13 protein-coding genes and 1 pseudogene are annotated in these 14,281 nt (G+C 70.2%); 9 read left to right on the top strand and 5 right to left on the bottom strand.

Features of this window, described 5'->3' with window-relative positions; all coding sequences use genetic code 11:
* Positions 1–138 precede the first annotated feature (138 nt).
* Positions 139–1,320: an ROK family transcriptional regulator gene (locus tag FNV62_RS41375; protein WP_143628945.1), complete on the bottom strand. Its 1,182-nt coding sequence runs from the start codon at positions 1,318–1,320 to the stop codon at positions 139–141.
* Between the two features lie 227 nt (positions 1,321–1,547).
* Here FNV62_RS41375 and FNV62_RS41370 point away from each other — a divergent pair, with 227 nt between their 5' ends.
* From FNV62_RS41370 to FNV62_RS58115, 5 genes and pseudogenes are all read left to right on the top strand, one after another.
* Positions 1,548–2,774 carry a low temperature requirement protein A gene (locus tag FNV62_RS41370; RefSeq protein ID WP_143628943.1) on the top strand — a complete coding sequence of 409 codons (1,227 nt, stop codon included), beginning with the start codon at positions 1,548–1,550 and terminating at the stop codon, positions 2,772–2,774.
* Positions 2,775–2,849: 75 nt separating this feature from the next.
* Positions 2,850–3,305, top strand: a complete 456-nt coding sequence (locus tag FNV62_RS41365) for a DUF4231 domain-containing protein (RefSeq protein WP_143628942.1) — start codon at positions 2,850–2,852, stop codon at positions 3,303–3,305.
* Positions 3,306–3,314: 9 nt separating this feature from the next.
* Positions 3,315–4,082, top strand: a complete 768-nt coding sequence (locus tag FNV62_RS41360; RefSeq protein ID WP_143628940.1) for a hypothetical protein — start codon at positions 3,315–3,317, stop codon at positions 4,080–4,082.
* A 34-nt stretch (positions 4,083–4,116) separates the two neighbouring features.
* Positions 4,117–4,677 carry a toll/interleukin-1 receptor domain-containing protein gene (locus FNV62_RS41355; RefSeq protein WP_164331838.1) on the top strand — a complete coding sequence of 187 codons (561 nt, stop codon included), beginning with the start codon at positions 4,117–4,119 and terminating at the stop codon, positions 4,675–4,677.
* A 3-nt stretch (positions 4,678–4,680) separates the two neighbouring features.
* A pseudogene (locus tag FNV62_RS58115) lies at positions 4,681–4,953 on the top strand (RyR domain-containing protein); the annotation flags it as partial.
* A gap of 83 nt (positions 4,954–5,036) precedes the next feature.
* Here the strand turns inward: FNV62_RS58115 and FNV62_RS41345 are convergent.
* The 4 genes from FNV62_RS41345 to FNV62_RS41335 form a co-directional block, all read right to left on the bottom strand.
* Complete coding sequence (locus FNV62_RS41345) at positions 5,037–5,714, bottom strand: GntR family transcriptional regulator (RefSeq protein ID WP_143628937.1); 678 nt, start codon at positions 5,712–5,714, stop codon at positions 5,037–5,039.
* Positions 5,715–5,891: 177 nt separating this feature from the next.
* Positions 5,892–6,839 carry a beta-ketoacyl-ACP synthase III gene (locus tag FNV62_RS41340; RefSeq protein WP_054230089.1) on the bottom strand — a complete coding sequence of 316 codons (948 nt, stop codon included), beginning with the start codon at positions 6,837–6,839 and terminating at the stop codon, positions 5,892–5,894.
* Between the two features lie 180 nt (positions 6,840–7,019).
* Entirely contained in the window at positions 7,020–7,157 is a 138-nt protein-coding gene (locus FNV62_RS54770) for an MFS transporter small subunit (protein ID WP_165853968.1), read from the bottom strand.
* Positions 7,123–8,460 (bottom strand): OFA family MFS transporter, encoded by a 1,338-nt coding sequence (locus tag FNV62_RS41335; protein ID WP_097287074.1) that lies wholly within the window; start codon positions 8,458–8,460, stop codon positions 7,123–7,125. Before FNV62_RS41335 ends, FNV62_RS54770 begins: the two co-directional genes overlap by 35 nt.
* A 232-nt stretch (positions 8,461–8,692) precedes the next feature.
* Here FNV62_RS41335 and FNV62_RS41330 point away from each other — a divergent pair, with 232 nt between their 5' ends.
* The 4 genes from FNV62_RS41330 to FNV62_RS41315 are packed head-to-tail and all read left to right on the top strand — an operon-like array spanning position 8,693 to position 14,274.
* Complete coding sequence (locus FNV62_RS41330) at positions 8,693–9,664, top strand: 2-dehydropantoate 2-reductase (protein WP_143628934.1); 972 nt, start codon at positions 8,693–8,695, stop codon at positions 9,662–9,664.
* The gene (locus FNV62_RS41325) at positions 9,661–11,580 is read left to right on the top strand and encodes a molybdopterin oxidoreductase family protein (RefSeq protein ID WP_143628933.1); all 1,920 of its coding nucleotides are present in this window, start codon (positions 9,661–9,663) and stop codon (positions 11,578–11,580) included. The genes FNV62_RS41330 and FNV62_RS41325 overlap by 4 nt, the downstream gene beginning before the upstream one ends.
* Positions 11,581–11,584: 4 nt before the next feature.
* Positions 11,585–13,417, top strand: a complete 1,833-nt coding sequence (locus FNV62_RS41320; protein WP_143628931.1) for an NADH-ubiquinone oxidoreductase-F iron-sulfur binding region domain-containing protein — start codon at positions 11,585–11,587, stop codon at positions 13,415–13,417.
* A complete protein-coding gene (locus FNV62_RS41315; RefSeq protein WP_054230085.1) occupies positions 13,414–14,274 on the top strand; it encodes a 2Fe-2S iron-sulfur cluster-binding protein in 861 nt (286 codons plus the stop codon). Before FNV62_RS41320 ends, FNV62_RS41315 begins: the two co-directional genes overlap by 4 nt.
* Positions 14,275–14,281 lie beyond the last annotated feature (7 nt).

The following is a 14,281-nucleotide window of genomic DNA, read 5'->3' as shown; positions in this document are numbered from 1 at the left end:
CGCGGAGCGGGCGTTTTCGGGCAGGGCAGAGCAGGGCGCTGTACAGGTGGGGTGCTTGGGTGATGTGACCTTTGGTGCGGCTCTGGAAGGAGTGCTTCGTGCGGCTCTGGAAGGAGTCTTCGTGCGGCTCTGGCAGGGTTACGCGGGCGAGAACAGGTGGTCGCTGATGAGCCGGGCCGCGCCGATGACTCCGGCGGTCGGCCCCAACTCCCCGAGCACGATGGGTAGGTTGCCGGTCGCCAGCGGCAGCGACTGGCGGTATACCTGGGTGCGGATCGCGGCGAGCAGCGTGTGGCCGAGGCCGGTGACGCCGCCGCCGATCACCACCAGGCCGGGGTTGAAGAACGAGACGAGGCCGGCGATGACCTGCCCGGTGCGGTTGCCGCCCTCGCGGATCAGTCCGAGAGCGGTGGCGTCGCCCGCCGCGGCCGCGGCGGCGACGTCGACGGCGCTCAGCGTGCCCGCCGCCTCCAGCCGCGCGGCGAGCTCCGCCGAAAGCCCCTGCTGGGCGGCCTCCGTGGCGTCCCGGGCGAGCGCGGCCCCACTGAAGTGGGCCTCCAGGCAGCCCCGGTTGCCGCAGGCGCACGGACGCCCGTCGGGTACGGCCTGGATGTGCCCGATGTCGCCGGCGCTGCCCGTCGTACCGCGGTAGACCTCACCGCCTACGACGATGCCGCAGCCGATGCCGGTGCCGATCTTGACGCAGAGGAAGTCGCCCACGGAGCGTGCGACTCCCGCGTGCTGCTCCCCCATCGCCATCAGGTTCACGTCGTTGTCGACCATGACGGGGCAGCCCAGGTCCTGACTGAGCGCCTCGCGGACCGGGAAGCCGTCCCAGCCGGGCATGATCGGCGGTGCGACCGGAACGCCCTCGGGGAAGCGGACCGGACCCGGGACGCCGATCCCGGCGCCGTCGAATTCCTCCGCGAGCCCAGATGACCTCAACTTGGCGGCCAAGGACAGGACTTGCTCGAAGACGGCGACCGGTCCCTCGCGGACGTCCATGGGCTGGTTGATGTGCCCCAGGACCTCCAGTTCCGCGTTGGTGACGGCCACGTCGATCGAGGTGGCCCCGATGTCGACGCCGAGGAAGCGCAGCGCCGGGGCGAGCCGGATGTTGTGGGAGCGGCGGCCGCCGCGGGATGCGGCGAGGCCGTCGGCGACCACGAGCCCGGTCTCCAGGAGCCGTTCCACCTCGACGGCCAGTTTCGACCGGGAGAGGTCGATCTGATCGCCGAGCTGGGCACGGGAGTTGGGCCCGCCGTCGCGCAGCAGGCGCAACAGGCGCGCCTGGTGCGCGTTCGCGGGTCGTGCCGTCATGCGTCTCACGAGCCCCTCCCCGCCTCAATCGGCCAGTGTCCAACGGGTTTTGGCCACAACACCGTGGCTTGCTTTCGATGGGAACGTAGCAGCGGCTGCCGGGAGTGGGAAGAAGTTGCGCAGAGATTGCCGTCAACTTTCTCCACTGAGTGGACAAAGCGAGGTCCGGGAGCGGCGGCTAGGACGCCGCATACGATCTCCCTACGGATCGTGTCAGGGGGACGCACATGAGCACGGCAGCGGACGGACCACATCGGCCGGCAGCCGACGAACCACATCAACAGGCCGCGGACGGAACACATCCCGTGCCGGCGGCGGAGCCGGGACGCAGAGTCAGCACCCTGGAACTCTTCTTCGACCTGGTCTTCGTCTTCACGCTCACCCAGCTCACCGTGATGCTGACCGCCGACCTGTCGTTCGCCACGGCGGGGCGCGTCGCACTGATCTTCGTCGTGCTGTTCTGGATGTACGGCGCCTACGCGTACCTCACCAACCAGGTGCCGCCCGACCGCCCCTCACGCCGCATCCTGCTGATGCTGGGCATGGCGTCCTTCCTGGTCTGCGCGCTGGCCATCCCGCGCGCCTTCGACGACGGCGGGGTCGTCTTCGGCCTCGGCTTCCTGGCCGTCGTCCTTGTGCACAGCACGCTCTACACGCGCAGCCACGGCCGGGACGTCATCTGGTACGCGGTGCCGAACTCCCTCGCCGCACTGTCGGTGACGGCCGCGGGACTCTTCGACGGACTCGCCGCGGACGGGCTGTGGCTGCTCGCGCTGGTGCTGCAGTTCGTCACGCCGTTCCTGGCCGAGCACGGTCCGCGCCGCCGGGACGGACGCGAAGCAGCCTTTCTGCGCGCCCAGTTGGGCGGCCTCGACCCGGCGCACTTCGTGGAACGGCACGGGCTGTTGCTGATCGTCGCGTTCGGCGAGTCCGTCATCGCGATCGGCATCGGCATCGGCGATCTGCCGTTCACCGCCAATGTGTTCGGCGGAGCCTTCCTGGCCCTCGCGCTGGCGAGCGCGCTGTGGTGGACGTACTTCGTGCGCGACGAGGACCGCGCGGAGGCCGTGTTCGCCGTGACCCCGCAGGACCGCCGCTGGCGGCTCGCGATGAACGCGTACTACTACGCTTTCCTGCCCATGCTGCTCGGCATCGCCTATCTCGCGGCGGGCGTGAAGAAGTCGCTGGGGCACCTCACGGAGCAACTGCACACCGGTCCCGCCGTCGCGGTCGCGGGCGGGGTGGCGCTGTTCCTCGCCGGGGACGTGGCGTTCCGTGCGGTGCTGCGACTGACACCGCTGGCCTACCGGGCCACGACCGTACCGATCGCGCTGGCAACCGCTCCGCTCGGCACCCACCTGTCGGCACTCGCCCAACTCATCGCCCTGGTCGCCGTGTTGGTGACCATGCTGACGATCGAGGCGCGTTGGGCCGAGCGGGATCCGGCCAGGTGACTCCACGGCTACTGTGTGCCTGCGGACAGGAGTGGTCGTCACGTCCGCGTGGTCGTCAAGTGCTGGGGGGAGCGCATGGTGCCGGAGGCGTCGCGTGAGAAGTTCCCGGACCCCGGCTATGCCTTGGGCATCGCCAACGGGTCCTACGAGTGGTACCGGGCCGCCGCAATCAAGGCCCGTAGGTACTTCCGGCTGACGGAGGTCCTGCAGTTGATCCTGTCCGCGGCCATTCCGGTGTCGGCGGTCATCGTGCCGGGGACCGCACGGCTACCCGCGGTGCTGGGCGGCCTGGTCGTGGTCATCACCGGCCTGCGCTCCACGTTCCACTGGCAGGACGACTACCTGCGCTTCAGCCAGGCGCGCGAGGCCGTCGAGGCGGAGCGTCGGCTGTATCTGACCGGCGCCAGGCCGTACGACGACGCGAGCACGCGGGACAAGAACCTCGCCTCCAGTGTGTCGCGGATCGAACAGCGGGAAATGGGCACCTGGGTTCAGCTCGCGAGCCCGCGCAACGAGTCCACGGGGAAGTGAAGAGCGGTCATGGTCGCGGCACGGCGGATTCCCACCTATTTCAGCCACAGCTATCGGCGGGAAGACCGCGATGTGAACGAGTTCTTCTGGCGCGCCTTCGATGCGCACGGATTCGGATTCACGGTCGACCCGAAGTCCGCAGGGGCGCTGTCGACCTGTCATCTGGAAATGATGATGCGGCGCAGCGCGTGCTTCGTCGGCGTGGTCACCCTGCGCCGGGATCAGCCCGCCTACAAGTGTTCGCCGTTCATCGTCTACGAGTACGGGCTCGCGGCCCGAGTGCTGGCGGCACGGGCGATCAAACCCCTGCTGGTGTTCGTCGAGAAGGGTGTCCCCGGGTATCACTTCCCCAACGTCCAGGAACGCTTCGTCTTCGACCGGGACGAGCTGGACACGTACGACGGCTTCGAGCAGCCGATCCGGCAGCTCACGCTCAAGGCGCGGGGTTACTCCTCCGCCGGCGACCAACTGGTCGGCGAGGTGGGGCTCGCGGTACCCGACACCCCTGCCTACCGGGCGGCGAAACCCCTGATCGCGCAGACCCTGACGAAGTTCGGGTACGCCGTCAAGGGGGTGAACGTCGAATTCACGGATCCGGCGGAGATCCCCCTCCAGCTCGACCCGCTCGACTTCGTCGTCATCGACATTGGTGACCAGGAGCCTCTTGACCGGCTCTTCCACCTGCTCCTCGGCCGGTCCATCCCGACCCTGAACGTGATCCACCACGATCCCGCGAACGGTCCGCGGCCCCCGGGTCCCGGACCTGGTCGCGGGTGAGACCCTGCGGCACGCCACGTTCGAGCAGGATCCCGTGCTGTGGTGGAACAACCCCGGTGAGTTCGCCGCCCGACTGGAGCAGCAACTGGAGCGGTTCGACCTCCCCCGCCAACAGTTCCGCAACCTCGACGAGGGGATCGGCTACATCCGCAGCACCGGCCGCGCCGACGGCAAGATCTTCCTCAGCACGGCGGGACCGGACGACGCGCTGTCACGCGAGGTCGGTCGTGCCCTCAAGCTCCAGAACTTCACCTTCTTCCACTACGTGTACAACAACACGATCCCGCGCGGGTCGAAATGGCAGGACCGGCTGGAGCAGCAGCTCTCGGCGAGCCAGGTGTTCGTCCCGCTGGTGAGCCACGCCTATTGGCGCAGTGAGTGGTGCAGACGCGAGTTGGCGACCGCACGCCGGCTCAGCGACGAGGGGCGGCTGACCATCATTCCCTACTTCCTCGACGGCAGTTCGGAGGACCTGATCCCCGAGCAGGGGGCCGACATCTCCGACCTGACCGAGGCCGAGCGAGTCGCCCTCATCGTCCAGGACATGGACGGCTTCTTCACCGGTCAGATCACATCCGACTACTCCGGAACCTGAGGCATGGCAGAGAACAACTGGACGCCCACACCCCTCGACACCAGCGGGATCGAACTCGACGCGGGTCTGCTGGCGCTCGTCGAGGCGCTGGCGGAGAACGCACACGCCCACTGGGCCCGGCGCCGGTTCGCGGAGGGCTGGCGGCGCGGTGCGGAACGAAGCGACATCGCCCTGACACACCCCCTGCTCGTCCCCTACCCGGAGCTGCCGGAGCCGGAGAAGGAGTACGACCGGGAGCTCGCCGTGGAGACCATCAAGGTCGTCCTCAGCCTCGGTTACCGCATCCGGCCCCGGCATAGCCGGCCGCCCCGCACCGCGCACCGTGACGACAGCCGACCGCGGCCGGTCCGAACCGGTGGTCAGGACCTCTCGCGCTCGTGGTACGTCTTGCGCGTGTGCTCCGTGTGGGCGCGCATGACCTGGGTGGCGCGGGGTTCGTCGCGGGCGGCGATGGCCGCGATGAGGTCGCGGTGCTCGATCCAGGACTGGTGGCCGCGCTGCCGGGCGACCGGGGTGTAGTACCAGCGGACCCGGCGGTCGACCTGGGCGGCCAGCTCGGCGAGGACCGCGTTGCCTGCGAGTTCCATGACCTTCGCGTGGAAGTGGGCGTTCATCGCGACCGCGCCGTCCACGTCGTCGGCGGCGACCGCGCGCTCACCCTCGGCGCACAGCTCCTCGAGCGCGGTGATGCCGGCGGTGCCCGCGTTGGCGGCGGCGAGCCGGGCGGCCTCGGCCTCCAGCAGCGTACGGACCGTGAGGAGCTGGTCGGCCTCCTCCTCGGTCGGTTCGTGCACGAAGGCGCCCTGGGCGGGCCGAAGATCGACCCACCCCTCCGTGTTCAGCCGCTGGAGCGCCTCGCGGACCGGCTGCCGGGAGACGCCGAGATGCCCGGCGAGCTCGCTCTCGACCAGGTGCTGGCCCGGCTGGAGGGCGCGGGTCGTGATGAGTTCGAGGAGCGCCTCGTAGACACGGTCGCGCAGCGGGCCTGGCCGTTCGAGCTTGGGCACCGCCCCCGGCGGCAGTCCTGTCGACAACATCGGGGTCCCCTCCTGCCGAGCCATCCCGTCACCGTCACCGTCGTCGGAAAGCAGATGCCAGTCACCGGAAAGCAGGTGTCAACAGACAGTATCGATTGTCTTTCGTCTACAGTCTACGGCGCACCATGGCCAGGCCCGGGGAGAGTCGGACGCGTCACACCCGGTCGTCCGCGCACGTCAGGGGCAGCGGACGACCTGTCCCGCGTACGAGAGGTTGCCGCCGAAGCCGAAGAGGAGCACCGGGTCGCCGGTGCTGATCTCGCCGCGTTCGACGAGCTTGGAGAAGGCGAGCGGGATGCTGGCGGCGGAGGTGTTCCCGGAGTCGACGACATCGCGCGCGACGACGGCGTTCACGGCGCCGATCTTCGCGGCGAGGGGTTCGATGATGCGCAGGTTCGCCTGGTGCAGGACGACCGCGGCGAGCTCCTCGGGCGAGAGCCCGGCCCGCTCGCAGGCCTGCCGGGCGATCGCAGGGAGCCGTGTCGTGGCCCAGCGGTAGACGCTCTGCCCCTCCTGCGCGAACCGCGGGGGCGTGCCCTCGATGCGTACGGCGTGCCCCATCTCGGGCACCGATCCCCACAGCACCGGCCCGATGCCGGGCTCCGTGCCGGGAGCGGCGGCCTCGACCACCGCGGCCCCCGCCCCGTCCCCGACGAGAACGCAGGTCGTACGGTCGCTCCAGTCCGTGACCTCGGACATCTTGTCCGCGCCGATGACGAGGGCGCGGGTCGCCGCCCCCGCGCGCACGGCGTGGTCGGCGGTGGCGAGCGCGTGCGTGAAGCCCGCGCAGACCACGTTGACGTCCATCGCGGCCGGGGAGGGCACGCCGAGGCGGGCGGCGACCCGGGCGGCCATGTTCGGGGAGCGGTCGATCGCCGTGGAGGTGGCGACCAGCACCAGGTCGATGTCGCCCGCGGTCAGACCGGCCGCCGCGAGCGCCTTGGCCGCGGCGTGCGCGGCCAGCTCGTCGACGGGCTCGTCGGGACCGGCGATGTGGCGCGTGCGGATGCCCACCCGGCTCGTGATCCACTCGTCACTGGTGTCGACCAGGCCCGCCAGGTCCTCGTTGGTGAGCACCTTGGCGGGCTGGTAGTGGCCGACGGCCGCGATGCGTGAGCCGTTCATTGGGGGGTCTCCCTCATTGCCTTGGGTAGGGGGATCCTCCAGTCTGATCAGTGACTCGCGGGTACGACGGCAGGTGTTGCCACAGGAAAGCGGCGTCAGGCTTGTCGGCTTCTGTCAGACCTTCGGACGTCCTGGCAACGTCCGCACGCACGCCCGGCCTCGCGGTCCGTACACCGGGCGTTACCCCGTGAACAGCTGCTTGGCCTTCAGGACGAGCTCGTACAGGCCGTAGCAGAGCGGCGCCCCCACCCACAGCCAGGCGAAGGCGATCAGTGGACGGCGGTCAGGCGGACTGCTGGGGCTGGACGGAGTCGTCATCGGCGGCCTCCCTCGGGGCGGGGATGTGGTGGCGGGCATGGACGGGTCGCACCAGCTCATTGGCGACGAACCCGACGACCAGCAGCCCGATCATGATCAGGAACGAGGTGTCGTAGAGCTGCGCACCGTGCTTGCCCGCCTCCTTCTGGCGGTCCGCGATCCAGTTGACGATCAGCGGCCCGAGGACGCCGGCCGTGGACCAGGCGGTGAGCAGCCGGCCGTGGATGGCGCCGACCTGGTAGGTGCCGAAAAGGTCCTTCAGGTAGGCGGGAATCGTCGCGAAGCCGCCGCCGTAGAAGGAGAGGATCACCAGGGCGCAGACGATGAACAGGGGCTTGGAGGAGTCCCCGAACTGCGAGATCAGCAGATACATGATCGCGCCCACGCCGAGGTAGAGGCGGTAGATGTTCTTGCGGCCGATCAGGTCGGACGTGGAGGACCAGCCGATCCGGCCCGCCATGTTCGCGGCCGAGAGCAGCGCCACGAAGCCCGCGGCGGCGGAGACCGACACCGGGGTCGAGGTGTTCGCGAAGAAGTCCGTGATCATCGGGGCGGCCTTCTCCAGGATGCCGATGCCCGCGGTCACGTTCATGCAGAGCACGACCCACAGGCACCAGAACTGCGGGGTGCGCACGGCGCTGTTCGCGGACACCTGCACCCCGTCGAGCGGGGCGGGTCCGGCCTTGACCGGCGGTTTGTCGCCGCGCGGCACCCGCACCAGCAGGACGCCGAGCGTCATGAAGACGGCGTACGACAGCCCGTGCACGAGGAAGGCGAGCGCGATGCCGGAGGAGTCGGAACCGAAGGACTTCAGCATCTGCGCGGACCACGGCGAGGCGATGAGCGCACCGCCGCCGAAGCCCATGATCGCGATGCCGGTGGCCATGCCGGGCCGATCCGGGAACCACTTGATCAGGGTCGACACGGGTGAGATGTAGCCGATGCCGAGGCCGATCCCGCCGACGAAGCCGTAGCCGAACACGATCAGCCAGTACTGCTCGGTGGCGGCGCCGAGCGAGGCGATCAGGAAGCCGGTGGAGAAGCAGACCAGGGCGACGGTCATCGCCCAGCGCGGTCCGTTGCGCTCGACGAGGGTGCCGCCGAACGCGGCGGACAGTCCGAGCATGACGATGCCGAGCTGGAAGGGCAGCGCGCTCTGGGTCCCGCTGAGGCCGAGCGCGGATTCGAGCGGCGGCTTGAAGACGCTCCAGGCGTACGCCTGGCCGATGGAGAGGTGGACGGACAGTGCGGCGGGCGGGACGAGCCAGCGGCTCCAGCCGGGTGGCGCGACAGGGGGACTCATGATCCCGGACGATAGGAAGCGGTTGCCCGGTTGTGAAGCCGTTCGACGCCAACTCGTCGACGGTATGCGGTGAGCGGTATCCATCGCGCGACGAACGGTCGGGCGGCCCTCACGATGGTCCGTCGAGGTGCTGCGCGAAGCCTTGCCGCCCCAAGTTCCATACTGTAGACAATATTTCGTCGACAGAGTTCGGCAGTTCCTCGGTACCCTCGACCGAACGGAGCGAGCCACAGTGAAAGTCGCCGTTCTCGGCGCCGGTGCGATCGGCGCCTACGTCGGCGCCGCGCTGCACCGCGCCGGCGCCGATGTGCACCTCATCGCCCGTGGACCGCATCTCGCGGCCATGAGGCAGCACGGAGTCCAAGTCCTCAGCCCGCGTGGCGACTTCACCGCGCGCGCCCATGCCACCGACGACCCGGCCGAGGTCGGCCCGGTCGACTACGTCCTGCTCGGCCTGAAGGCCAACTCGTACGCGGCGTGCGGGCCGCTGATCGAGCCTTTGCTGCACGACACCACGGCGGTGATCGCCGCCCAGAACGGCATCCCCTGGTGGTACTTCCACCGGCACGGCGGCCCGCACGACGGCCACCGCGTGGAGAGCGTGGACCCGAACGGCGTGGTCAGTGCGGTGCTCGCGCCCGAACGGGCCATCGGGTGTGTCGTGTACGCCGCGACCGAGCTGGAAGGACCGGGCGTCGTACGGCACTTGGAAGGCACCCGGTTCTCCGTCGGCGAGCCCGACCGCACCCTCTCCGGGCGGTGCGCGGCGTTCAGCGAGGCCATGACGGCCGGCGGTCTCAAGTGCCCGGTCGAACGGGATCTGCGCAACGACATCTGGCTCAAGCTGCTCGGCAACATCTCCTTCAACCCGATCAGCGCGCTGGCCCGCGCGACGATGCGGCAGATGTGCCTGCACGGCGGCACCCGCAAGGTCATCGAGATCATGATGACCGAGACGCTCGCGGTCGCCGAGGCGCTCGGCTGCGAGGTGGGCGTCTCCATCGAACGGCGGCTGGCCGGCGCCGAGCGCGTCGGCGACCACCGCACGTCCACTCTCCAGGACCTGGAGCGCGGCAAGCCGCTCGAACTGGACGTACTGCTGGCGGCGGTCGTCGAGCTGGCGGACATCACCGGCGTCGAGGTGCCCACCCTGCGCACCGTCCACGCCATCTCGGACCTGCTCGCGCTGAGGAGCGCCGCATGAGGAAACGTGAATCGAAGATCTACGCCCGGCTCACGCACCCCCTGGTCCGTGACGCGCGCGACGAGCCCTTCCGGCGGGCCGGCTGGGACGAGGCCCTGACCCGGGCGGCGGCGGGACTGAGCGCCGCCCGCGGCGCCTTCGGCCTGTTCTCCTGCGCCCGCGCGACCAACGAGATGAACTACGTGGCCCAGAAGTTCGCCCGGGTCGTGATGGGCACGAACAACGTCGACTCCTGCAACCGCACCTGCCACGCCCCGAGCGTCGCGGGCCTGAGCGCCGCCTTCGGTTCCGGCGGCGGCACCTCCTCGTACGCGGAGGTCGAGGAGACCGACCTCATCGTGATGTGGGGCTCCAACGCCCGCTTCGCACACCCGATCTTCTTCCAGCACGTGCTGAAGGGGATCAGGAACGGCGCCCGGATGTACGCGGTCGACCCGCGCCGTACGTCCACGGCCGAGTGGGCGGAGAGCTGGCTCGGTCTGAACGTCGGCACCGACATCCCGATGGCGCACGCGATCGGCCGTGAGATCATCCACGCGGGCCTCGCCAACCACGCCTTCATCGAGCGGGCGACCAGCGGCTTCGAGGAGTACAAGGCGCTCGTCGAGCCCTGGACGCTGTCGCTCGCCGAGAAGGTGACGGGCGTACCGGCGGCGGCGATACGGCAGTTGGCGCACGCGTACGCCCGCGCGGAGCGCGCCCAGCTGTGCTGGACCCTGGGCATCACCGAGCACCACAACGGCACCGACAACGTCCGCGCGCTGATCAACCTGTCCCTGCTGACGGGGCACGTGGGCCGCCACGGCTCCGGGCTCCAGCCCCTGCGCGGGCAGAACAACGTGCAGGGCGGCGGCGACATGGGCGCCATCCCCAACCGCCTCCCCGGCTTCCAGGACATCCTCGACCCCGAGGCGCGGCTGAAGTTCGAGTCCGCCTGGGGCACCGTCATCCAGCCGCACTACGGGCTGAACCTGACGGAGATGTTCGAGGCCATGGAGGAGGGCACGCTCAAGGCCGTCTACTGCATCGGTGAGAACCCGGCGCAGTCGGAGGCCGACAGCGAACAGGCGGTACGGCGGCTAGGTGCCCTCGACTTCCTCGTCGTGCAGGACATCTTCCTCACGAAGACGGCCCAGTTGGCGGACGTCGTGCTGCCCGCGACCGCCGGGTGGGCGGAGACGGAGGGCACCACCACCAACAGCGAGCGGCGGGTGCAGCGGGTGCGCGCGGCGGTGACGCCGCCGGGTGAGGCACGCGAGGACATCGACATCCTCTGCGCCCTCGCCGCGCGCCTCGGGCACGACTGGAAGTACGCCGACGCCGAGGCCGTCTGGAACGAGCTGCGGTCGGTGTCGCCGGACCACTACGGGATGACGTACGAACGTCTGGCGGAGCACCAGGGCATCCAGTGGCCCTGCCCCGACATCGGACGGCTCGAACCCACCTATCTGCACGGCCGGTTGTGGGCCTCGGACCCCGCCGAGCGCGGCCGGCTCGCGCCGTTCGGGATCGTCCAGCACGACCCGCCCGTGGATCTGACGGACGAGGAGTATCCGATCCGGCTCACCACCGGGCGGCGGCTCGACTCGTACAACACCGGGGTGCAGAGCGGCGGTTTCGCCTCGCCGCTGCGGCGCGGCGAGTACGTCGAGCTCTGTCCGGAGGACGCCGAGCACTACGGGGTCGTGGTGGGCGAGGAGGTCCAGGTCTCCTCGCGCCGGGGATCCGTCGTGGCACCGGTGTGGATCGACACCGCGCTGCGGCCCGGCCTCGCGTTCATGACCATGCACTTTCCCGACGAGGTGGACACCAACCAGCTGACGATCGAGGCGAACTGCCCGATCGCGGGGACGGCGGAGTTCAAGGCGTCGGCCATCCGGATCGAGAAGCTGCCGGTCGCGACTCAAGTGAGGTGATGTGGTGGATCTGCACTTCGGTGACAGCAAGCCGACGGACGAGGAGCGGGCGGCGATCGACGGGCTGCTCGGCCCTCCGGAGTCCTCGTGGGAGGGCGCCGCGCGCGATGAGATGAGGGCCGCCGACCTCAGGTGGGCGCGCGGCGGCCGGGAGGCGCGCGAACGCCGCGACCTGCTGTTGCCGGGGCTGCACGCCGTCAACGACCGGATCGGCTGGATCAGCGAGGGCGCGCTCGACTACCTGTGCCGTCGGCTGACCGTGCCGCCGGCGGAGGCGTACGGGGTCGCGACCTTCTACGCGATGTTCTCGGTGAAGCCGCGCCCCGCGACCGTGCTGCACGTGTGTACGGACCTCGCGTGCGCGGCGGCGGGCGCGGCGGAGCTGTGCGCCGGGGTCGAGGCCCGCCTCGGGCCCGGCAGCGGCGTCGGCGTCGAGCGCGGCCCCTGCCTGGGGTTGTGCGAGCGCGCTCCGGCGGTCCTCGCGGTCAGGGCGGGCGATCCGGTGCGTACGGCCGTGTCGGCGCCCACCACCGTCGCGCGGGCCGCGGAGGCGGCGAGCGCCCCCGGCTCGGCGCCCGAGGAGCCGCCCGCGGCCTTCGCGGTGCCCCAGGCGGGCGATCCCTCCCTCGTGCTGCTGAGCCGTGTCGGTGTGGTCGACCCCGCCTCGCTCGACGACTACCGGGCGCACGGCGGGTACGCCGCGCTGCGGCGGGCCTTCGCACTCGGGCCGGCCGGGGTCATCCGCGAGGTCACCGACGCGGGCCTGGTCGGGCGTGGCGGCGCCGCCTTCCCCACCGGCCGCAAATGGCAGGCCACGGCGTCCCAGCCCGACCGTCCGCACTACCTGGTGTGCAACGCCGACGAGTCCGAGCCGGGCACCTTCAAGGACCGGGTCGTCATGGAGGGCGACCCGTACGCCCTCGTCGAGGCGATGACCATCGCGGCGTACGCCGTCGGGGCGCACAAGGGTTACCTCTATCTGCGCGGCGAGTACCCGCGCGCCCTGCGCCGCATGGAGCACGCCATCGGGCAGGCACGCGCGCGTGGCCTGCTCGGCGAGGACGTCCTCGGCCAGGGGTACGCCTTCGACATCGAGATCCGGCGGGGCGCGGGCGCGTACATCTGCGGCGAGGAGACCGCCCTGTTCAACTCGATCGAGGGGTACAGAGGAGAGCCGCGTTCCAAACCGCCCTTCCCTGTGGAGAAGGGTTTGTTCGGCAAACCCACTGCCGAGAACAACGTCGAGACCCTGGTGAACGTCCTGCCGATCCTGACGAGGGGGGCCGAGGCGTACGCGGCGATCGGCACGCCGGGCTCCACCGGCCCGAAGCTGTACTGCGTGTCGGGCAGCGTGGACCGGCCCGGAATCTACGAACTGCCGTTCGGGGCGACGCTGGGCGAGCTGCTGGAGTCGGCGGGCGTGCGCGAGGGGCTGCGCGCGGTGCTGCTCGGCGGCGCGGCGGGCGGCTTCGTACGGCCCGACGAACTCGACATCCCGCTCACCTTCGAGGGCACCCGGGCGGCGGGCACGACCCTCGGCTCGGGTGTGGTCATGGCCTTCGACGACACGGTCCCGCTCCCCCGCCTCCTGCTGCGCATCGCCGAGTTCTTCCGCGACGAGTCGTGCGGGCAGTGCGTGCCGTGCCGGGTCGGGACCGTACGGCAGGAGGAGGCGCTGCACCGGATCGCCGAGCGCAGGGGAGCCGCGGCGGCCGATGACATCGCCCTGCTCAGAGAGGTGGGCCGCGCGATGCGGGACGCCTCGATCTGCGGTCTCGGGCAGACCGCGTGGAACGCCGTGGAATCCGCGATCGACCGCTTGGGGGCCTACGAATGACCGCGATACCGCTGGGAGTGCCGCGTCGGCTCGTCGAGTTCACCCTCGACGGGCAGGAGGTCAGGGTTCCGGAGGGCTCGACGATCCTCGACGCCTGCCGGGCGGCGGGCAAGGAGGTCCCCACCCTCTGCCAGGGCGACACGCTCACCCCCAAGAACGCCTGCCGGGTCTGTGTCGTCGAGCTCGAGGGCGCCCGGACCCTCGTCCCGGCCTGCTCGCGCAAGGCGGAGGCGGGCATGGAGGTACGGACGGACACCGAGCGCGCACGCCACAGCCGCAAGGTCGTCATCGAGCTCCTCGCCTCCTCGGTCGACTTGTCGACCACTCCGGAGGTGGCCGGGTGGATCAAGGAGTACGAGGCGAAACCGGACCGCTTCGGCCCCGACGCGGCGCGTCTCGACGAGGAGCCCAAGATCGACAACGGCCTCTATGTCCGCGACTACGACAAGTGCATCCTCTGCTACAAGTGCGTCGACGCCTGTGGCGACCAGTGGCAGAACACCTTCGCGATCTCGGTCTCCGGGCGCGGATTCGACGCCCGGATCGCCGTCGAGCACGATGCCCCGCTGACCGACTCGGCGTGCGTGTACTGCGGCAACTGCATCGAGGTGTGCCCGACGGGGGCACTGTCGTTCAGGTCGGAGTTCGACATGCGGGCGGCGGGTACATGGGACGAGTCGGCGCAGACCGAGACGACGACGGTGTGCGCGTACTGCGGTGTGGGCTGCAACCTCACCCTGCACGTGCAGGACAATGAGATCGTGAAGGTCACCTCCCCGCACGACAACCCGGTGACCCACGGCAATCTCTGCATCAAGGGCCGCTTCGGCTACCAGCACGTACAGAACCGGGACTGATCAGGAC

It is taken from the genome of Streptomyces sp. RLB3-17 (assembly GCF_007113425.2).
Classification (GTDB): domain Bacteria; phylum Actinomycetota; class Actinomycetes; order Streptomycetales; family Streptomycetaceae; genus Streptomyces; species Streptomyces mirabilis_D.
Note: the sequence above shows the minus strand (reverse complement) of the source record. Positions and strands in the feature narration are given on the sequence as shown.